17 protein-coding genes and 1 pseudogene are annotated in these 19,116 nt (G+C 66.7%); 8 read left to right on the top strand and 10 right to left on the bottom strand.

Going from position 1 to position 19,116, the window contains the following annotated elements:
• Positions 1-8: 8 nt before the first annotated feature.
• Entirely contained in the window at positions 9-680 is a 672-nt protein-coding gene (locus tag CAG31_RS08945) for a heavy metal response regulator transcription factor (RefSeq protein WP_085580001.1), read from the top strand.
• Entirely contained in the window at positions 677-2,095 is a 1,419-nt protein-coding gene (locus CAG31_RS08940) for a heavy metal sensor histidine kinase (protein WP_085579999.1), read from the top strand. Before CAG31_RS08945 ends, CAG31_RS08940 begins: the two co-directional genes overlap by 4 nt.
• Before the next feature lie 312 nt (positions 2,096-2,407).
• On the opposite strand, the pseudogene CAG31_RS08935 reads toward CAG31_RS08940, so the two are convergent.
• Positions 2,408-3,797 (bottom strand): annotated as a pseudogene (locus CAG31_RS08935) (MFS transporter).
• Positions 3,798-3,899: 102 nt separating this feature from the next.
• Between CAG31_RS08935 and CAG31_RS08930 the strand changes: the two are divergent.
• Positions 3,900-4,787, top strand: a complete 888-nt coding sequence (locus tag CAG31_RS08930) for a LysR family transcriptional regulator (protein WP_085579997.1) — start codon at positions 3,900-3,902, stop codon at positions 4,785-4,787.
• Here CAG31_RS08930 and CAG31_RS08925 read toward each other — a convergent pair.
• Positions 4,784-5,404 carry a cell wall hydrolase gene (locus CAG31_RS08925; protein ID WP_085579995.1) on the bottom strand — a complete coding sequence of 207 codons (621 nt, stop codon included), beginning with the start codon at positions 5,402-5,404 and terminating at the stop codon, positions 4,784-4,786. The two genes, CAG31_RS08930 and CAG31_RS08925, sit on opposite strands and share 4 nt — an antisense overlap.
• 200 nt (positions 5,405-5,604) lie before the next feature.
• Here CAG31_RS08925 and CAG31_RS08920 point away from each other — a divergent pair, with 200 nt between their 5' ends.
• Positions 5,605-6,456 carry a CAP domain-containing protein gene (locus CAG31_RS08920; protein WP_085579993.1) on the top strand — a complete coding sequence of 284 codons (852 nt, stop codon included), beginning with the start codon at positions 5,605-5,607 and terminating at the stop codon, positions 6,454-6,456.
• Positions 6,457-6,538: 82 nt separating this feature from the next.
• Here CAG31_RS08920 and CAG31_RS08915 read toward each other — a convergent pair whose 3' ends face one another.
• The 4 genes from CAG31_RS08915 to CAG31_RS08900 form a co-directional block, all read right to left on the bottom strand.
• Positions 6,539-6,694 carry a DUF2474 domain-containing protein gene (locus tag CAG31_RS08915; RefSeq protein ID WP_085579991.1) on the bottom strand — a complete coding sequence of 52 codons (156 nt, stop codon included), beginning with the start codon at positions 6,692-6,694 and terminating at the stop codon, positions 6,539-6,541.
• Positions 6,681-7,697: a cytochrome d ubiquinol oxidase subunit II gene (gene cydB / locus CAG31_RS08910; protein WP_085579989.1), complete on the bottom strand. Its 1,017-nt coding sequence runs from the start codon at positions 7,695-7,697 to the stop codon at positions 6,681-6,683. Before cydB ends, CAG31_RS08915 begins: the two co-directional genes overlap by 14 nt.
• Before the next feature lie 17 nt (positions 7,698-7,714).
• Positions 7,715-9,130, bottom strand: coding sequence for a cytochrome ubiquinol oxidase subunit I (locus tag CAG31_RS08905; RefSeq protein WP_085580109.1), 1,416 nt, complete (start codon positions 9,128-9,130; stop codon positions 7,715-7,717).
• A 109-nt stretch (positions 9,131-9,239) separates the two neighbouring features.
• Complete coding sequence (locus CAG31_RS08900; protein WP_085579987.1) at positions 9,240-11,564, bottom strand: FdhF/YdeP family oxidoreductase; 2,325 nt, start codon at positions 11,562-11,564, stop codon at positions 9,240-9,242.
• A gap of 352 nt (positions 11,565-11,916) precedes the next feature.
• Between CAG31_RS08900 and moaA the strand changes: the two genes are divergently transcribed.
• From moaA to CAG31_RS08880, 4 genes are all read left to right on the top strand, one after another.
• Positions 11,917-12,915, top strand: a complete 999-nt coding sequence (moaA, locus tag CAG31_RS08895) for a GTP 3',8-cyclase MoaA (protein WP_085579985.1) — start codon at positions 11,917-11,919, stop codon at positions 12,913-12,915.
• A 27-nt stretch (positions 12,916-12,942) separates the two neighbouring features.
• A complete protein-coding gene (locus tag CAG31_RS08890) occupies positions 12,943-13,842 on the top strand; it encodes a bestrophin family protein (protein WP_085579983.1) in 900 nt (299 codons plus the stop codon).
• A 206-nt stretch (positions 13,843-14,048) separates the two neighbouring features.
• The gene (locus tag CAG31_RS08885) at positions 14,049-15,341 is read left to right on the top strand and encodes an MFS transporter (RefSeq protein WP_085579981.1); all 1,293 of its coding nucleotides are present in this window, start codon (positions 14,049-14,051) and stop codon (positions 15,339-15,341) included.
• Positions 15,342-15,351: 10 nt separating this feature from the next.
• On the top strand, positions 15,352-16,119 hold the full coding sequence (locus tag CAG31_RS08880) for a substrate-binding domain-containing protein (RefSeq protein ID WP_085579979.1): 768 nt from the start codon (positions 15,352-15,354) through the stop codon (positions 16,117-16,119).
• Here the strand turns inward: CAG31_RS08880 and CAG31_RS08875 are convergent.
• From CAG31_RS08875 to CAG31_RS08860, 4 genes are all read right to left on the bottom strand, one after another.
• Positions 16,109-17,017, bottom strand: coding sequence for a LysR family transcriptional regulator (locus CAG31_RS08875; protein WP_085579977.1), 909 nt, complete (start codon positions 17,015-17,017; stop codon positions 16,109-16,111). The genes CAG31_RS08880 and CAG31_RS08875 overlap by 11 nt on opposite strands.
• Before the next feature lie 78 nt (positions 17,018-17,095).
• Positions 17,096-17,716 (bottom strand): DUF2867 domain-containing protein, encoded by a 621-nt coding sequence (locus CAG31_RS08870; protein ID WP_085579975.1) that lies wholly within the window; start codon positions 17,714-17,716, stop codon positions 17,096-17,098.
• Between the two features lie 80 nt (positions 17,717-17,796).
• Positions 17,797-18,849 carry a ketoacyl-ACP synthase III gene (locus CAG31_RS08865; RefSeq protein ID WP_256575480.1) on the bottom strand — a complete coding sequence of 351 codons (1,053 nt, stop codon included), beginning with the start codon at positions 18,847-18,849 and terminating at the stop codon, positions 17,797-17,799.
• A gap of 2 nt (positions 18,850-18,851) precedes the next feature.
• The gene (locus CAG31_RS08860) at positions 18,852-19,094 is read right to left on the bottom strand and encodes an acyl carrier protein (RefSeq protein WP_085579971.1); all 243 of its coding nucleotides are present in this window, start codon (positions 19,092-19,094) and stop codon (positions 18,852-18,854) included.
• Positions 19,095-19,116 lie beyond the last annotated feature (22 nt).

Genomic DNA, 19,116 nt, shown 5'->3' with positions numbered 1-19,116 from the left:
AAACGCCCATGAACATCCTCGTCGTCGAAGACGAACCCAAGGCCGGCAACTACCTGCTCAACGGCTTGCAGGAACTGGGCTACAGCGTGAGCCTGGCGCGCAACGGCGCCGACGGCCTGCACCTGGCGCTGGAGCACGGCTTCGACGTGATCGTGCTGGATGTGATGATGCCGCAGATGGACGGCTGGGAAGTCCTGCGCCGGCTGCGCAAGGAAGCCGACACGCCGGTGCTGTTCCTCACCGCCCGCGACGACATCGCCGACCGGGTCAAGGGCCTGGAGTTGGGCGCCGACGATTACCTGATCAAGCCGTTCTCCTTCGCCGAGCTGGTGGCGCGCCTGCGCACCCTGACCCGGCGCGGGCCGATCCATGAAGAGGAACAGCTGCAGGTGGCCGACCTGCAGATCGACGTGCTCAAGCGCCGGGTCACCCGCGCCGGCACGCGGATCGTCCTGACCAACAAGGAGTTCGCCTTGCTGCAACTGTTCGCCACCCACACCGGCCAAGTGCTGTCGCGTTCGCTGATCGCCTCGCGGGTGTGGGACATGAACTTCGACAGCGACACCAACGTGGTCGATGTCGCGGTGCGTCGCCTGCGGGCCAAGCTCGACGATCCGTTCGCGCTCAAGCTGATCCACAGCGTGCGCGGCATCGGCTACCGCTTCGACATTCAGCCATGAAAACCAACGGCACCTATTCGCTGACCCTGCGCCTGGCGCTGGTCTTCGCCTTGCTCGCCTTCGCGTCGCTGGCGGGCCTCGGGGCGGCACTGTACAACGAGCTCGAAGAACAGTTGATCCGCCGCGACGACATCCAACTGGCCAGCCGGGTCGATCAGCTGCGCACCTTCCTCAACGACAGCAACACCCTGGAGCTGATCAAGAACAAGCCGGCGCTGTTCCAGAACATGCTCGGCAACCGCGAGGCCCTGCTCACCATCGGCGCGCCGGGGCAACCGCCGCTGCTGGTGGTCAACCCCGGCAACCTCGCCACCCCCAGCGTGCCCGCCGTGCCCATCGGCCACCCGATGGCGCTGAGCGACGTGAAGCATCTGCCGAGCATCAACGGCGTGCCGTTTTCGGCGGTGGCGGCGACCATCGACTCCGGCGAACTGGGCAACCTGCAAGTGCTCACCGGCCGCCTGATGACCGAACGCACGGCGATGCTCGCCACCTACCGGCTCAGCGTCTACGGCCTGGCGACGCTGGCGGCGGCGGTGCTGGCGCTGATCGGTTGCCTGCTGGTGTACCGTGGCCTGCTGCCGTTGCGCCGGCTGGCGCGGCATGCCCACGGCATCGGCGTCGGCAACCTGGGCGAGCGCCTCGACAGCCACGGCACGCCCCGGGAGCTGAAGCCGATGATCGATGCGTTCAACGCCATGCTGGACCGACTCGCCAAGGGTTTTGCGCAACTGAGCCAGGTGTCCACCGACATGGCCCACGAACTGCGCACGCCGATCAACAACCTGCTGGGCGAAACCCAGGTCGCGCTGCAGCAGAACCGCAGCGTCGAGGCCTACCAGCAACTGCTCGCCTCCAACGTCGAGGAACTGGAACGGCTGGCGCGGATGCTCGACAACATGCTGTTCCTGGCCCGCACCGATCCGGCCAGTGCCATGAGCCAGCGCCAGGAGCTGGACGCCGCCGACGAGATGCAGCGCATCGCCGACTACTTCGAAGGCCTGGCGGCGGACGCGGGCATCTGCATCGAGGCCCGCGGCAGCGGTGTGATCTGGGCCGAACCGATGCTGCTGCGCCGGGCCCTGGCCAACCTGTGCGCCAACGCGATCAAGTACGGCGCCGCGGATTCGACGGTGCGGGTCGAAGCCGCCGCCGGACCGGACGGCAGCCGCCTGCGGGTACGCAACCACGGCCCGACCATCCCGGCCGAACACCTGCCGCGGCTGTTCGAACGCTTCTACCGCGTCGACCAGTCCCGCCAGCGCTCGGCCCAGTCCAACGGCCTGGGCCTGTCCATCGTCGCCACCATCATGCAACTGCATCAAGGCCGCTACAGCGCCAGCAGCGCCGACGGCGAGACCTGCTTCGAACTCTTCTTCCCCGCCCGCCAAACGCCGTCCAGAGAACACCCCTGAACCCGCCGACATCCCCATCGCCTGTCCCACCGCCATCGCCGGCAAGCCGGCTCCCACAGGTTTTTGTGGTGTGCGCGGGTTCAGTATTCACCTTGGGCCCTGTGGGAGCTGCGGTGCGACGACTCGACTTGCCAGCGATGAGGCCAGCCCAGCCGACATCCCCGTCGCCTGACCCACCGCCATCGCCAGCAGGCTGGCTCCCACAGGGGACCCTGGGTGTTTGCAGGATCCAGGTACACCACAAAACCTGTGGGAGCTGGCTTGCCAGCGATGAGGCCGGCACTGCCGCCATCCCCATCACCTGACACTCCGCTACCGCTGCCCCACCAACGCCGACAGGTTGCGGGCCGTGCCGTTTACGGCAATGGCGATGACCATCAGCGTCGCGGCGACGCCAAAGGTCAGGTGCAAGCCTGCGGCAATCATCGCGGCCGGTGCCTGAGCCGGATCGCCGGCGACCCGGGCGAACACCGTCCCCATCGCCGCCGCCCCGGTGATCAGCCCCAGATTACGGGCCAGCCCCAGCATCGCCGACATCACCCCGCGCAGGTCCTGGCCGACGTCCGCCATCAGGGCGCTGCTGTTGGCCGCCTGAAACAGCGCATACCCGGCGGTGACCAACGCGATCGGCAGCAGATACCCCGGCAACCCAAGGCCCGTCGGCAACACCGCCAGCAACACACAGCCGCCGGCCATGGCCGCCAATCCGCCCGCCACCATGCGCCGCGTCCCGAAGCGATCCACCAGCCATCCCGCCGGCACGCCGCCGAGCGCCGCCACCAACGGCCCGACCGACAGCGCCAGGCCCACCGCCAGGCTGCCCAGCCCCAACCCTCGGCTCAGGTAGAACGGCCCCACCACCAGCGTCGTCATCATCACCGTCGCCACCAACGCCGTCATCGCCAGACCGGCAGCACGGCGCGGATCGGCAAACAGCGCCATGCGCATCAAAGGCGCCGCCGCACGCCGCTCGACTACGACAAACAGGCCCAGGCAGCAGGCTGATCGACAACAGCGCCACCGTGGCGCCCGGCGTTCCCGTGACGGTCATCGCCAACGCATACGCCGCCAGGGTCAGCGCCAGCGCCAACGTCCCGGCGTGGTCGAACCGCACCCGCTTCTCCACCCCCCGATCCGCCGGCAGGTGACGCCACACCAGCCAGCCGTTGAGCAGTCCCAACGGCACGTTGATCAGGAAGATCGACGGCCACCCCGTCTGCGCGATCAGCAGCCCGCCCAACGACGGCCCCAACGAAGTGCCGATGGCCGACATCGTGCCCAGCAGCCCCATCGCCCGGCCGGTCTGCGCCTTGGGCACCGCATCGCCCACCAGTGCCGCCGTCAGTGCCAGCATCACCGCCGCGCCGAGCCCCTGCACCGCCCGCGCCGCGATCAGCCACCCCAATCCGGGCGCCAGCGCGCAACACAACGACGCGGCGGTGAACAGGCCGATGCCGATCAGCATCAGGCGACGCCGCCCGATCAGGTCACCGAGGCGACCTGCGCTGACGATCAACGTGGTGATCGCCAGCAAGTAAGCGAGGACGACCCACTGCACCTGCGCGAACGCGGCGCCGAAGGCGGCCGCCAGCGTCGGCAGGCCGGCATTGGCGATGCTGGTGTCCAGGGACGGCATCAGCATGGACAGGGAAAGGCCGGTCAGGGCCCAGCGGGAGGAACGGTGTAAAGGCTGTGGGGACATGGCAGGCGCTCTTCGCGAAGGTCATGGGCGCAGCCTATGTCTGGACGAGACAAGGCGGAAGACGCATGCTTTGCACTCCATACCTGCATGAAACGCCATGTCATGAATGCACCGGACCTGAACCTGCTGATCACCCTCGACGTGCTGCTCAGCGAAGGCAGCGTCGCCCGCGCCGCCGAGCGGCTGCGCCTGAGCCCGTCGGCCATGAGCCGCGCCCTCGCCCGTCTGCGCGACACCACGGGCGATCCGTTGCTGGTGCGCGCAGGGCGCGGCCTGGTGCCGACGCCTCGGGCCGTGGCCCTGCGCGAACAGGTCGGCCGCCTGGTGCAGGAAGCCGAAGCGGTGCTGCGCCCCGTCCAGGCGCTGGATCTCGGCCAACTGCAACGCACCTTCACCCTGCGCAGCAGCGACGGTTTCGTCGAGACCTTCGCCGCCGCCCTGCTCGCCCTCATCGCGGCGCAGGCGCCCGGCGTGCGCCTGCGCTTTCTGCAGAAAGCCGACCAGGACAGCGCCCCCCTGCGCGAAGGACGGGTCGACCTGGAGACCGGGGTGGTCGGCACGCGCACCGACGACACCCTGCACAGCCGCATCCTGTTCGAGGACCGTTGGGTCGGTGTCGTGCGGGCGGGCCATCCGTTGGCGTCGGGCAAGGTCAGCGCCAAGCGTTTCGCCGCCGGCGCGCACGTCCATGTGTCGCGGCACGGGCGCGAGACCGGCCTGGTGGACGATGCGCTGCACGCCCAAGGGCTGGCGCGGGAGATCGTCACGCTGGTCGGCGGCTTTTCCGCCGCCCTGGCGCTGGTGCGCGACTCGGACCTGATCGCCACGGTGCCGGAGCGCCACACCGGCTCCCTGCGCGCAGGCCTGCACAGTTTCAGCCTGCCGGTGACGTTGCCGCCGCTGACCGTCTCGATGCTCTGGCACCCGCGGATGGACGCCGATCCCGCCCACCGTTGGCTGCGCGACTGCGTGCGCCAGGTCTGCGCCTAACGGGCGTCGCCGCCGGCGGGTTTGTAGAAGAGGAATTTCGCCGTCTCGGCGGTCTTGCGGTACTCGTTCGCCCAGCTCGGGTGAACGTTGCGGTCATGGAAATACAACGCGCCGTGGGTGCGATCCGTCAGCTGGCGGTTGAGGGCCTTGGCGGCGATCTCCTTGGCCAGCGCGTACTCGGCATCTTCCTTGACCTGGTCCGGCCTGCCGTCGCACCACCACGAGAACTGGCAGCTCTTGGTCTCCGACCCCTGCTTGACCACCTCGCAGACCGTGCCGGGAAACCCGTCGTGGCCGAGCCGGTTCATCACCACGCTGGCCACGCCTTCCATGTCGGCGGTGTCCTTGCCCTTGGCTTCCCAATAGATGCTGCGCGCCAGGCACGTAATGGGATCGTCCAACGGTGCCGCGCCCGCCGGATCGACCGCCTGCACTTCGGTCGGGGTGATGGCTTGCGACTTGGGCGCCGGCGCGGCGCTGACCTGGTCGGCGGCCTTTTCCTCCAGCACCTGGGCCTTGGCTTCGGCCTTTTCCTGGATCGGGGCTTGTTCGGCGGCCAACGCCGGGCCGCACGACAAGGTCAACGCAAGACAGACAACCACGCCTTTGAATCCCATGATCGACACTTCCGGCAGCGCCCGGTCCGGGCAATGTGTTGTGCGGCTGAGACACCCGGATTGCGGGGCTCTCGCAGAGTGTAGACGGCAAAATCCGAGGCCATGGGGCGCGGAAAAATCGCCGCCGCGAAGAAAAAGGCATTGCACCCACCGGGGCCCTTTCGCGCATGATGTGCGCACTCAGCCCAAGGGAGATTTCCATGCGCTTCATGCCATCCGCTCTGCGCCTTGCCGCGTTGTCCGTGGGCCTGGCGTTCGCCGCCTCGGCCATGGCCACCGACGAGTCGCAACTGGTCGAGTCGATCAACAGCTACCGCAGCCAGCCCCAGCGCTGCGGCACCCAGGCGTCCAGCGAACTGCCGCCGCTGTCGGCCGACCCGCGCCTGATCCTGCCGGCCAGCGGCGTCGTCGACCTGCAGCAGGCCATGGCCCGCGCCAGCTACCCGATGGTCAACGTGCAGGCGATCAGCCTCAACGGGCCGAGGGATGCGGCGGCGGCGATGAAGGCGATCCAGGAGAGTTTCTGCCAGGTGGTGCTGGATCCGCAGTTCGTCGATGTCGGCGTCAGCCGCAGCGACCGCGACTGGCGCATCACCCTGGCCCGGCCGTTGCTGTCCGCCCGCCTCGGCGACGGGCCAAGCGAAGGCCAGAAACTGCTGGAGCAACTCAACGCCGCCCGAGCCCAGCCGCGCCAGTGCGGCGGCCAAGCGTTCTCCGCCGCCGGGCCGCTGGCGTGGAATGCGGTGCTCGGCACCGTCGCCCAGGACCACAGCCGCGACATGGCCAACAAAAACTACTTCGACCACAAGGACCGCGACGGCCGCACGCCGGGCGACCGCGCCGAACTGGCGGGCTACGGCGGCCAGCAGGTGGGCGAGAACATCGCCGCCGGCCAAGACACCGTACAGAAAGTGGTGGCCGGCTGGCTCGCCAGCCCCGGCCATTGCGCCAACCTGATGAACCCGCAGTACCGCGAACTCGGCGCCGCCTACGCGGTGGACCCGAAGAGCGACGCGGGCATCTACTGGACCGCCCTGTTCGGCGCCGAGTGACGCCATCGCCAGCAGGCTGGCTCCCACAGGTTTCCTGGGCGCATTAAAAAACCGGAGCCAGGCTCCGGTCTTTTCTGCAGGGTCAGTGGGTCCTCATCCCCGCCGCATACATCAACAGCTTCAGCACGCTGGCCACCACCGCCAGCGAGGCGACGCTGCCCAGCCAGATCAGCAACAGCCAGCCCAGGCGCCGATGCCAGCGCTGCGGTTTCACGTCACGTCGCTCAATGGTAGCCATCGCCGATCCTCACTTTGCCGCGGAACACGTAGTAGCTCCAGAAGGTGTACATCAGGATCACCGGCAGGATGAACAGCGCGCCGATCAGGGCGAACAGTTGGCTGGTGGCCGGTGACGCCGCCGCCCACAGGCTGACCGACGGCGGGATGATGTTCGGCCAGATGCTCAGCGCCAGGCCGATGTAGCCCAGGAACATCAGCACCAGGGTGAACACGAACGGCCAATGGGTGTGACGCCGGCGCAGCGAGCGCAGCAGGCCGAACAGCGCCAGCAGCGCCAACACCACCAGCCCCGCGAACACCGTCAGGTGCGCATGGGTGAACCAGCGCCCCGCCAGTTCCGGATGCAGCTTGAGCGTCCACACGCCGATCACCACCACCATCGCCAGCAGCAGCCACGCCAGCGGACGGCTGTAGTGGCGCATCCGCGATTCGAGCATGCCTTCGGTCTTGACCAGCAACCACGTGCTGCCCAGCAGCGCATACGCCACCACCAGGCCGACGCCGCAGGCGAGCGGGAACGGTGCCAGCCAGTCGAGGCTGCCGCCGGCGAACTGACGGTCCACCACCGGGATCCCGGCCACGTAGGCGCCGATCACCACGCCCTGGGAGAACGTCGCCAGCAGCGAACCGCCGATGAACGCCAAGTCCCACAGATGCCGCTTCTCGGCCGGCGCCTTGAAGCGGAATTCGAACGCCACGCCCCGGAAGATCAGCCCCGCCAGCATGAACACCAGCGGCAGGTACAGCGCCTCCAGGATCACCCCGTAGGCCAGCGGGAACGCGCCGTACAACGCCGCCCCGCCCAGCACCAGCCAGGTTTCGTTGCCGTCCCACACCGGCGCGACGGTGTTCATCATCACGTCGCGCTCCTGCCCGTCCGGGATCATCGGGAACAGGATCCCGAGGCCCAGATCGAAGCCGTCCATGATCACGTACATCATCACCCCGAAGGCGATGATCACGCCCCAGATCAATGACAGGTCGATGCCTTGAATACCCATGTCTCAACGCTCCTTATTCAGTGGATCCGGCTGGCGGATTCGAGGTGGACGTTGGCGGCCGAAAGCGGCCGGCGCGGTGCCTGCTGGCTGTCGTCCTCAGGATCGTGGTCGTGGTGCGGCTGCGGGCCCTTGGCGACCAGTTTCATCATGTAGCCGATGCCCACGGTGAACACCGAGAAGTAGATGACCACGAACAGCGCCAGCGACGTGCTCATCTGCGCCACCGAGTGGTGCGACGCCGCGTCATGGGTGCGCAGCAGGCCGTACACCACCCACGGCTGACGCCCGACTTCGGTGGTGATCCAGCCGGCCAGCAGCGCGACCAGACCGCTCGGCCCCATCAGCAGCACCAGGCGCTGGAAGCCTCGGTGGCGGTAAACCGCGCCCTTGCGCCGCAGCGCAAAGCCGAGCACGCCGACCAGGATCATCAACATGCCCAGCCCGGCCATGACCCGGAAGCTCCAGAAGATGACGGTCGAGTTCGGCCGGTCTTCCTTGGGGAAGCTCTTGAGCGCCGGGATCTGCTTGTCGAGGCTGTGGGTCAGGATCAGGCTGCCGAGGTACGGGATCTCCAGCGCGTATTGGGTCTTCTCCGCCTGCATGTCCGGGATGCCGAACAGCACCAGCGGGGTCGGCTCGTTGCCGTGGTTTTCCCAGTGGCCCTCGATGGCGGCGATCTTCGCCGGCTGGTGCTCCAGGGTGTTCAGGCCATGGGCGTCACCGACCACCGCCTGGATCGGCGCGACGATCAGCGCCATCCACAGCGCCATGGAAAACATCTTGCGCACTTGTCGGGTGTCGTTGCCCCGCAGCAGGTGCCAGGCCGCCGACGCACCGACGAAGAACGCCGTGGCGACGAACGCGGCGATGGCCATGTGCGCCAGGCGGAACGGGAACGACGGGTTGAACACGATGGCCAGCCAGTCCAGCGGCATCACCCGCCCGTCCACCACCGAGAAGCCCTGCGGGGTCTGCATCCAGCTGTTGGACGCGAGGATCCAGAAGGTCGAGATCAGCGTGCCGATGGCGACCATCACCGTGGCGAAGAAGTGCAGCCCCCGGCCCACGCGGTTCCAGCCGAACAGCATCACGCCGAGGAACCCGGCCTCAAGGAAGAACGCCGTGAGCACCTCATAGGTGAGCAACGGCCCGGTGACGCTCCCGGCGAAGTCCGAGAAGCCGCTCCAGTTGGTGCCGAACTGGTACGCCATGACCAGGCCGGACACCACGCCCATGCCGAAGTTGACGGCGAAGATCTTCGACCAGAAATGGTACAGGTCGCGGTAGGTGTCGTTGCCGGTCTTGAGCCACAGGCCTTCGAGCACCGCCAGGAAGCTCGCCAGGCCGATGGTGATCGCCGGGAAAATGATGTGGAACGAAACCGTGAACGCGAATTGAATCCGCGCCAGGTCCAGTGCCTCCAGGTTGAACATGATGATGTCCTCATCAAGGCTGAAAAGCGGCGGCACACGGCCGGGCCACCGCCAGGCGCGAACGCCTGCAGCCAGTCGAATTGCGAAAGGGTCGGATCGCTTCGGGCGGTTACGCCACCGACGACGGAATCAGGTTGCTCGCCTCGGCCGCCTCAAGGCGGATCGCCACGAACTTGGACGTCGGCGTGTAGGTGCGGTCGCCGTAGCTTTCCAGCGGCACCAACGGGTTGGTCTCCGGGTAGTACGCGGCGGCCTGCCCTGCGGGGATGTCGTAGGCGATCAGGGTGAAACCGCTGACCCGCCGCTCGCGCTCGTCGTCCCACAGCGCCACCAGGTCGACCTTCTGCCCCGGTTCGAACCCGAGCCGGCGGATGTCCTGCTCGTTGGCGAACACCACGTCGCGCATGCCGTACACCCCGCGGTAGCGGTCGTCGAGCCCGTACAGGGTGGTGTTGTACTGATCGTGGGAGCGCATGGTCTGCAGGATCAGGTGCGGCTTGACCGGCAGGTTGCGCACGCCTTCGCTGATCAGGTGCTCGGGCAGCACGCACGGAGTGAACTGGGCCTTGCCGCTGGCGGTGTTCCAGACCCGGTCGGAGGCATCGTTGCCCAGATGGAAGCCGCCGGGGGTCAGCAGTTTTTCGTTGAACCGCTCGAAGCCCGGAATCACGTCGGCGATCAGGTCGCGGATGCGCCCGTAGTCGCCCACCGCCCATTCCCAGTCGATGGGGTGCTTGCCCAGGGTCGCGGCGGCGATGCCGGCGATGATCGCCGGTTCCGATTTCAGGTGCGGCGACTTGGGTTTGAGCTGGCCGAACGACAGGTGCACCATGCTGAAGGTGTCCTCCACGGTCACGCCTTGGGGGCCTTCGGCCTGGACGTCGATGTCGGTGCGGCCCAGGCACGGCAGGATCAGCGCGTCGCGGCCGGTCACCAGATGGCTGCGGTTGAGCTTGGTGGAGATGTGCACGGTCAGGTCGCAGTTGCGCATCGCCGCGTGGGTGCGCGGGGTGTCCGGGGTGGCTTGGGCGAAGTTGCCGCCCAGGCCGATGAAGACCTTGGCTTCGCCCCGTTCCATGGCGCCGATGGCCATGACGGTGTTGTGCCCGTGCAGGCGCGGCACCTTGAACTTGAAGCGTTTCTCCAGGGCATCCATCAGATCCTTGGGCGCCAGTTCGTTGATGCCCATGGTGCGGTCGCCCTGCACGTTGCTGTGCCCGCGCACCGGCGACAGCCCGGCGCCCGGACGGCCGACGTTGCCGCGCAGCAGTTGCAGGTTGATGACCTCCTGCAGGGTCGGTACCGAATGCACGTGCTGGGTCAGGCCCATGGCCCAGCACATGATCACGCTCTTGGCCCGGGCGTACATGCGCGCGGCCAGTTCGATGTCGGCCAGGGTCAGGCCGGACTGCTCGACGATGTGTTCCCAGGAGGTGGCGTCGACCTGGGCCAGGTAACTGTCGAGGCCCGAGGTGTGGTTGGCGATGAAGGCGCGGTCGAACACCGGCTCGCCGCCGGTGGCCAGGGCTTCGCGCTCCCATTGCAGGAGAAACTTGACCATGCCGCGGAACACCGCCATGTCGCCGCCCAGGGCCGGACGGAAGTACGCGGTGTTGGTCGCTTCCCAGCCGTTGCTGAGCATTTCGATGGGGTTCTGCGGGTTCTGGAAACGCTCCAGGCCACGCTCCTTGAGCGGGTTGAAGCACACCACCTGGGCGCCGCGCTTGACCGCTTCGCGCAGCGGTTCGAGCATGCGCGGGTGGTTGGTGCCGGGGTTCTGGCCGATCACGAAAATCGCGTCGGCGTGGTGCAGGTCCTCATACACCACCGTGCCTTTGCCCACGCCCAGGCTTTCGATCATGCTCACGGCGCTGGCCTCGTGGCACATGTTCGAGCAGTCCGGGAAGTTGTTGGTGCCGTAGGCGCGGACGAACAGTTGGTACAGGAACGCCGCCTCGTTGCTGGCCCGGCCCGAGGTGTAGAACTCGGCCTCATTGGGCGACTTCAGGCCCTTGAGGTGGCGGGCGATCAGGGCGAAGGCTTCCTCCCAGGTGGTTTCCACGTAGCGGTCGATCCGTGCGTCGTAGCGCATCGGGTGGGTCAGCCGGCCCTGGTATTCGAGCCAGTAGTCGCTCTGCTCGGCCAGGGTCGAGACCGTGTACTTGTTGAAGAACGCCGGGTCCACCAGGCGCCCGGTGGCTTCCCAGTTCACGGCCTTGGCGCCGTTCTCGCAGAACTTCAGCAGGCCGGCGCCGGGCGCCTCGCCCCACGCGCAGCCCGGGCAGTCGAAGCCGCCGTTCTGGTTGGTCTTGAGCATGGCGCGGATGTTCTTCAGGGCGTTTTCACTGCCCAGCCAGTTCTTGGTGAGGCTGATCACCGCCCCCCATCCTGCAGCGGCGCCCTTGTAGGGTTTGTAGCGGTCGACTTGTGACATGGGACTTCTCCATGACGGTGCACACAGGCTAGAACCTGATCTCGGTTGAACGGCGACGACTGTCTTTGAACTAAAACGCCGTCGTTTCATTTGCCGGGCCAAGGATAGGAACGAGGGCAAAACATTGTCTAATCGCTATTAACGACCACCTTATCGAAACCATCTATCACGACGAAAAACCCTTTATTCATAGGCATTTGCAGAACTAACGAAACATCAGGACGGCAAAAAAAGTTCATCATCGACAGCATCAATCAGTCGTTCATTAAGAGTGATTGGACGTGTTTAAAAGTTGCCCATAACCTGCGCCGACTCCCGCCGTTTTCCGCGGCGTCACCCAAGCGAGGCTGTCATGTCAGAGCGCGTCTTGATCGATGGTTTCAACCGCCGCGTCGACTACCTGCGTCTGTCGGTCACCGACCGCTGCGACTTCCGCTGCGTGTATTGCATGGCCGAGGACATGCAGTTCCTGCCGCGCCAACGGGTGCTGACCCTGGAAGAGATCTTTCAGGTGGCGCAAAGCTTCGTGAAGCTGGGCACCCGCAAGATCCGCCTCACCGGCGGCGAACCTTTGATCCGCCCCGGCGCGGTCAAGCTGTGCGAGCAGATCGCCGCCCTGCCCGGCCTGCGCGAGCTGTGCCTGACCACCAACGGCTCGCAGCTGGGCAAGCTCGCCGCGCCGCTGTTCGACGCCGGGGTCAAGCGCCTGAACGTCAGCCTCGACAGCCTCGACGCGGACCGTTTCAAGCAGCTGACCCGCACCGGCGACCTGGCCCAGGTGATCAATGGCATCGATGCCGCGCGCAAGGCCGGATTCACCCGCACTAAACTCAACTGCGTGGTGATGCAGGGCCGCAACGACCATGAGATCAACGATCTGGTGCGTTTCGCCATCGACCGGGAGCTGGACATTTCCTTCATCGAGGAAATGCCCCTGGGCGCCATCAGCGAACACAGCCGCGCCGAGTCGTTCTTCTCCAGCAGCCAGGTGCGCGAGCGGATCGCCGAACGCTACACCCTGATCGATTCGGCCGAGTCCACCCAGGGCCCGTCGCGCTACTGGCGCCTGGCCGAGGCGCCGCAGATCCGGCTGGGGTTCATCTCGCCCCACAGCCACAACTTCTGCGGCACCTGCAACCGGGTACGGATGACGGTGGAAGGCCGCCTGCTGCTGTGCCTGGGCAACGAACATTCGGTGGACCTGAAAGCGGTGCTGCGGGCCCACCCGGGGCAACCGGAACGGCTGGAGAAGGCGATCATCGAGGCGATGAAGCTCAAGCCCTACCGCCATAATTTCGAAGTGAACGACGACGTCCAGGTCGTGCGCTTCATGAACATGACCGGCGGCTGACCCGCCACCCCTTCAAGGCAGACGTGCATGATCATCCGACCCAAGGTCAACCAGTTCGCCATCCTCTTCACCCTCAAGGGGTCGATCGCCAAACGCATCGCGATGCGCGCACTGATGGTCACGCTGCTGGCGTCGGCCATCGTGCTGGTGGAAATCCTGCACCCGAGCAACTTCACCAAGGTCAACGCCACGCCGTTCACCTTACTCGGGCTGTCGCTGTCGATCTTCATGAACTTTCGCAACAACGCCTGCTACGACCGCTGGTACGAGGCGCGCAAGGCCTGGGGCGAGGTGATCGTGCACGTCCGCTCGGTGATCCGCGAGACCCACGTCATCCGCGAGTCCGCCGAGCGCCGCTCGCTGCTGCGCAACCTCTGCGGCTTCGCCCATGCGCTCAATGCGCGGCTGCGCCGGGAAGACGAAGCGGCGGCCAGCGCCGATTGGGTCACGCCCAAACCCGATGCGCAGGTGCCGGACTACAGCGGGCGGATCCTGCAGCAGATCGGCCAGCAATGCTCGGACCTGCATCAAAGCGGTGCGCTGAGCGAGTGGCGCTACATGCTGCTGGCCAACCACCTGACCAGCCTCACCCAGGCGCAGGCGGTGTGCGAGCGGATCAAGAACACGCCGCTGCCCTTCCCCTACACCTTGCTGCTGCACCGCACGATCTACCTGTTCTGCATCCTGCTGCCGTTCGCCATGGCCGAGCCGCTGGGCTGGCTGACGCCGTTGTTCACCGCCATCGTCAGCTACACCTTCTTCGGCCTGGACGCCATCGCCGACGAACTGGAAGACCCCTTCGGCCGCGACGAGAACGACCTGCCGACCGATGCGCTGGTACGCAACATCGAGCGCGACATCCTCTCGGAACTCGGCGCCGCGCAACTGCCGCCGGCGCTCACGCCGGTGGACTATGTCCTGAGCTGATCGACTCGCGCCTGCCCTTCGGTGCCTTCTCTGACGTCATCGCCAGCGAGGGCTCGCGCAGGACCCGACATTGATCCGCACAGCGCATCAATCCATGCCAACAATGCAATTAACAGATCGATCCTGCTGCGCCACTATCCGCCCCAATAAAAACCGTGCGCCGCCCTCCCGTCGCGCACGTCATAAAAGCGGTGGAGTACTTTTCTATGACAGCCTCAATCCCACACGGCGGCTCGCGGGCCGGCGCCATTTTCCGGGTCACCTCGGGCAACTTCCTCGAACAGTTCGACTTCTTCCTGTTCGGCTTCTACGCCACGCAGATCGCGGCGGTGTTCTTTCCGGCGAGCAGTGAGTTCGCCTCCCTGATGATGACCTTCGCGGTGTTCGGCGCAGGCTTTCTGATGCGTCCGCTGGGGGCCATCGTGCTCGGTGCGTACATCGACGACGTGGGCCGGCGCAAAGGCCTGATCGTCACCCTGTCGATCATGGCCAGCGGCACGATCCTGATCGTGCTGGTGCCCGGCTACGAGACCATCGGCCTGTTCGCCCCGGCGCTGGTGCTGATCGGGCGCCTGCTGCAGGGCTTCTCCGCCGGTGCGGAGCTGGGCGGCGTGTCGGTGTACCTGGCGGAGATCGCCACACCGGGCAACCGCGGCTTCTTCACCGCCTGGCAGTCGGCCAGCCAGCAGGTGGCGATCGTCGTCGCGGCGGCGCTGGGCTATGCGCTGAACCAATGGATGGCGCCGCAGGCGATCGCCGACTGGGGCTGGCGGATTCCGTTCTTCGTCGGCTGCATGATCGTGCCGTTCATCTTCCTGCTGCGGCGCAACCTGGCGGAGACCGAAGAGTTCGCCGCACGCAAGCACCGCCCGAACATGGGCGAAGTGTTCCGCACCCTGGGTCGCAACTGGACCGTGGTGCTGGGCGGCATGCTGATGGTGGCCCTGACCACCACCGCGTTCTACCTGATCACCGTGTACGCGCCGACCTTCGGCAAGACCGTGCTGCACCTGAGCACCTCCGACGCGCTGCTGGTGACCTTGCTGGTGGGTGTGTCGAACTTCTGCTGGCTGCCGGTCGGCGGCGCGCTGTCGGACCGCATCGGCCGGCGTCCGGTGCTGATCGCCATGGCGTTGCTGGCCCTGGCCACCACCTACCCGGCGCTGTCGTTCCTGGTGCAGGCACCGAGCTTCAGCCACATGCTGCTGGCGCTGCTGTGGCTGTCGTTCATCTACGGCCTGTACAACGGCGCGATGATCCCGGCGCTCACCGAAATCATGCCGGTGGAAGTACGGGTGGCGGGCTTCTCGCTGGCCTACAGCCTGGCGACGGCGGTGTTCGGCGGCTTCACCCCGGCGATGTCGACGTTCCTGATCGAATACACCGGCGACAAGGCCGCACCCGGTTACTGGATGAGCGTCGGCGCACTGTGCGCGCTGTGCGCGACGCTGTACCTGTACCGCCGTGCCGGCGGCCGTCTGCAACCGGTCGCGGCGTAAGGAGCCTGCCATGAAAAAATTGATCAGCCTCACCGCCCTCGCCCTGTTCGCCATCAGCGCGTGGGCCCAGGCCGAAGAGCTGCGGGTGATGACCTCCGGCGGCTTCACCGCGGCCTACAAGATCCTCGGCCCGAAGTTCGCCGCCAGCAGCGGCAACACCCTCGACACGGTCCTCGGCCCGTCGATGGGCAAGGCGCCGGAAGCGATCCCCAACCGACTCGCCCGTGGCGAGCAGGCCGACGTGGTGATCATGGTCGGCTACGCCCTCGACGACCTGATCAAGCAAGGCAAGGTCGACCCCGCCTCGCGGGTGGAACTGGCAGACTCGCGGATCGGCCTGGTGGTGCGCGAAGGCGCGCCGAAGCCGGACATCGGCAGCGTCGAAGGCCTGAAGAAAACCCTGCTGGACGCGCACTCGGTGGCCTACTCCGACAGCGCCAGCGGCGTGTACATCGAGCAGCAGCTGTTCAAGAAACTGGGCATCGAAGATCAGTTGAAGCCCAAGGCCAAGATGATCCCGAAAATCCCGGTGGGCTCGGTGGTCGCCAGCGGCGATTACCAGTTGGGCTTCCAGCAGGTCAGCGAACTGCTGCCGGTGCCGGGGGTGAGTTTCGTGGCGAAGATCCCGGAAGCGGTGCAGTCGGTGACCCGTTTCGCCGCCGGCATCCCGGTGGGCGCGCAGCACCCGCAGGAAGCCAAGGCGCTGCTCGCCTACCTCGCCGCACCGGCCGCCCAGGCCGACGTGCAGGCCACCGGGCTGGACTCGGTCAAGCGCTGACCGGCTGCACCTTCATCTCCACCACCAGCCGTTCCAGCTCCAACGCCGCCGGGGTCAGGGTGCGACCCCGGCGCTTGATGATGCCGACGCTGCGCATCACCTGCGGCTCGGTCAGCGGGATCCGCGTGAGGATCGGATGGTCCGCCGCCGGCATCGCCATCAACGGCACCGCCGCCACCCCCAGCCCCGCCTCCACCAGACCGATCATGGTCGTCACGTGCCGCGTTTCGCAGATGCTCGGGCGCTGCGGCACCACGTGGGTCAACGCCTGGTCCAACAGAAACCGGTTGCCCGAGGTCTTGTCCAGCGAGATGTAGTCCTGGCGGTAGAACTCGTCCCAGGTCACGCTGCTGCGCCCGGCCAACGGATGGTCGCGGCGGCAGGCCACCACGTAGCTTTCCTGCACCAACGGCTCGAAATCCACCCCCGCCTCCTGGGTGCCCATGAAACTCAGCCCGAAGTCCGCCTCGCCATTGACCACCGCGCTGAGCACGTCGTGGGCGCTGGAGTCGAGCACCTTGACCTTGATCCTCGGGAACTGCCGGTGATAGCGGGCCACCACCCGGGGCATGAAGTAGTACGCCGCCGACGGCACGCACGCCACGGTGACGTGGCCCAGGCGGGTCGAGGCCACTTCGCTGATGCCCAGCAGCGCCACGTCCAGGTCGTCCAGCAGGCGCTCGACGCTGGGCATGAAACCGCGCCCGGCCTGGGTCAGGCTGACCTTGCGCGTGGTGCGTTCGAACAGCTTCACGCCGAGGGCGTCTTCGAGCTTTTCGATCCGCCGGCTCAGGGCCGGCTGCGACAGGCGCACGGTGTCGGCGGCCTTGCGGAAACTGCCCTGCTCGACCACGGCGCGAAAGGCTTGGAGGTCGTTGAGGTCGAAGTTGATGGCCATGGCGGGACTCGGGCTGGATTGATTCGCGGAGGCTATGAATGTTACCAATTGATGCAAATCATTACAGCAGCGGACACCCTACCGGCCCGCCGTCGACAGCTGCCGCTCGATGGCGGCCAGGTTGCGTCGGCGTATCCAGCCGCTGGCCAGACGGATCGCCAGCCAATAAGGCGTGAACAGCAGGCGGGTGCGGGTGTTGGGGCAATGCACGAAGGTCTCGGTGCGCAGCGTGCGGGCGCCTTGCCCTTGCTCGATGACCTGGAAACGCAGCACCAGCCGGGCGATGCGCGGGTCGTCCAGCGCCGTGAACGCCTGCGCATCCGGGACGCGGTTCACGTTCAGGTCCGGGCGCCAGAAACGCCCCGCCAGGCCCATGGACACTTCGTCCGGAGTGCGTTGCAGCGGCGTGAACGAATCAAAGCCGAACGGCGCGCCGGCCGGCTGCGTGCGCCGGTTGCCCAGCATCCTCAGCAGTTTCGCCGGCAGCTCGCGCAGCGACAGCAGCGCGTTGACGACGCGGTCCTCGCGCATGTCGAAGGCGCAGACCGCGTCGATGATGCGCTCCGGTGACGCCAGGATCGTGCCCGACTCATGGCATTCATAGAATTGGAACGTCGGCAGAAACGGCGAAGGCGAAATCCAGGGCGCAACGGCCCGGCTCGGGATGATGCCCAGTGCCGTCCAGAATGTCGGGTTCATGAAAACTCCCTTGAGGGGCAAACGAGCGGGTGTGACGGTGCCCCTGAAAACCCAGGGCACCGCCACGCCGCACAGACAGCTTAGGCTTGCGCACGCACCTCTGCGTCCGCCGGTTCAGCCTTTTCCGGCACGAAGCACGGCGCCACGGCACGGGTCTGGCGAAGGTCGACCTTCATCGCGCCCCACGACAGCCCGGCGCCGAAGCCGCACAGCACGACGTGCTGCGCCTGCGGCGTGCCGACGGCGGCATGCCGCGACAGGACGATCGGGATGGACGTGGAGCTGGTGTTGCCGACGCCGTCGATGTCCACCGGCATTTTCTCCGGGGCGACGCCGATCATCCGGCGCAGGTAATTGAGCATGAAGCCGTTCGCCTGGTGCAGCACCAGCAGGTCGAGCGTCTCAGGGCTCAGCCCCGTGTCGTCCAGCAGCGCCTTGACGGTCTGCGGCACCCGGGCGAGCGCGAAGTTCATCACCGCCGTGCCGTCCATCTGCAGGCAGCGGATGCTTGCGCAGGCCTGGCTGTCCGCGTCCCGGGTGTAGGCGATGTCCGAGGCCAGGGCCTCGCGGCCGCTGCCGTCGGTGCCGCAGACGAACTCGAACGAACTGTCACCCGCCTCCAGCAACGTGGCGGACGCCGCGTCGCCGAACAGCATTTTCACGTGCCGGTCACGCTCGTCGAGAATCCGCGTGGTCACGTCGCCCGTGCACAGCAGGATCCTTTTGCAGGCCCCGGCCGAGATCAGCGCCCCCGCTTGCACCAGCGCGCTGACATAGCCGGAACAGCCGGCGGTCACGTTGATGACCAGGCAATGCTGCGGCAGGCCCAGTGCCTGCTGGACGATGTAGCCGACCCCCGGCGCCCAGGAATCCGGCGTCTGGGTCACCACGATCAGCCCGTCGATGTCGTCGGCGGCGCACAGCCCTTGATCGAGCAGGTGGCGGCACGCGGCGATCACCAGATCGGACGTGTGCAGGGTCTGGGTCTCCCTGACCGACTCGATGCCCGTGCTTTTCGCGATGCGGGCGACTTCCTTGGCGCCGAACAGCTCGGCGAAGCCGTCCAGCCCCACGCTGCGTTCGGGCAGCGCGGCCGTGACCGCGCGCACCGCAACCCCGGAAATGGTGTGCATGGTCAGGCCACTCCTTTCACTTTCCCGGCGGCCAGGTCGAAGATGTCCTGCACCGTCACCACGCCTTCGATCTCTTCGCCGGAGATGGTCGTGCCGGTGGTTTCGAACACCAGCGCCACAATCGAGATGCGCGCCATCGAGTCCCAGAAGTCGCTGCTTTCCAGCAAGGTGTCGCCCTTCAGTTCGTCCAGGGGGATGGACAGGATGTCGGCGATGCTTGCGCGCATTTTTTCCATGTCAGCCATGTGTCATTTCCTTATCGTTTGA

Source organism: Pseudomonas sp. R25(2017) (genome assembly GCF_002112565.1).
Lineage (GTDB): Bacteria > Pseudomonadota > Gammaproteobacteria > Pseudomonadales > Pseudomonadaceae > Aquipseudomonas > Aquipseudomonas ekonensis.
The sequence above is the reverse complement of the archived record's forward strand: the minus strand, read 5'-3'. Positions and strand labels throughout refer to the sequence as shown.

Excerpts from the sequence above, each read along its gene's own strand:
- moaA (WP_085579985.1), top strand. The coding sequence starts at position 11,917 with ATGTCAGAGCGCGTCTTGATCGATGGTTTCAACCGCCGCGTCGACTAC.
- CAG31_RS08860 (WP_085579971.1), bottom strand. The coding sequence starts at position 19,094 with ATGGCTGACATGGAAAAAATGCGCGCAAGCATCGCCGACATCCTGTCC.
- CAG31_RS08865 (WP_256575480.1), bottom strand. The coding sequence starts at position 18,849 with ATGCACACCATTTCCGGGGTTGCGGTGCGCGCGGTCACGGCCGCGCTG.
- CAG31_RS08905 (WP_085580109.1), bottom strand. The coding sequence starts at position 9,130 with ATGTTCAACCTGGAGGCACTGGACCTGGCGCGGATTCAATTCGCGTTC.
- CAG31_RS08930 (WP_085579997.1), top strand. The coding sequence starts at position 3,900 with ATGAATGCACCGGACCTGAACCTGCTGATCACCCTCGACGTGCTGCTC.
- CAG31_RS08875 (WP_085579977.1), bottom strand. The coding sequence starts at position 17,017 with ATGGCCATCAACTTCGACCTCAACGACCTCCAAGCCTTTCGCGCCGTG.
- CAG31_RS08940 (WP_085579999.1), top strand. The coding sequence starts at position 677 with ATGAAAACCAACGGCACCTATTCGCTGACCCTGCGCCTGGCGCTGGTC.
- CAG31_RS08945 (WP_085580001.1), top strand. The coding sequence starts at position 9 with ATGAACATCCTCGTCGTCGAAGACGAACCCAAGGCCGGCAACTACCTG.
- CAG31_RS08870 (WP_085579975.1), bottom strand. The coding sequence starts at position 17,716 with ATGAACCCGACATTCTGGACGGCACTGGGCATCATCCCGAGCCGGGCC.
- CAG31_RS08920 (WP_085579993.1), top strand. The coding sequence starts at position 5,605 with ATGCGCTTCATGCCATCCGCTCTGCGCCTTGCCGCGTTGTCCGTGGGC.
- CAG31_RS08885 (WP_085579981.1), top strand. The coding sequence starts at position 14,049 with ATGACAGCCTCAATCCCACACGGCGGCTCGCGGGCCGGCGCCATTTTC.
- CAG31_RS08880 (WP_085579979.1), top strand. The coding sequence starts at position 15,352 with ATGAAAAAATTGATCAGCCTCACCGCCCTCGCCCTGTTCGCCATCAGC.
- cydB (WP_085579989.1), bottom strand. The coding sequence starts at position 7,697 with ATGGGTATTCAAGGCATCGACCTGTCATTGATCTGGGGCGTGATCATC.
- CAG31_RS08890 (WP_085579983.1), top strand. The coding sequence starts at position 12,943 with ATGATCATCCGACCCAAGGTCAACCAGTTCGCCATCCTCTTCACCCTC.
- CAG31_RS08915 (WP_085579991.1), bottom strand. The coding sequence starts at position 6,694 with ATGGCTACCATTGAGCGACGTGACGTGAAACCGCAGCGCTGGCATCGG.
- CAG31_RS08900 (WP_085579987.1), bottom strand. The coding sequence starts at position 11,564 with ATGTCACAAGTCGACCGCTACAAACCCTACAAGGGCGCCGCTGCAGGA.
- CAG31_RS08925 (WP_085579995.1), bottom strand. The coding sequence starts at position 5,404 with ATGGGATTCAAAGGCGTGGTTGTCTGTCTTGCGTTGACCTTGTCGTGC.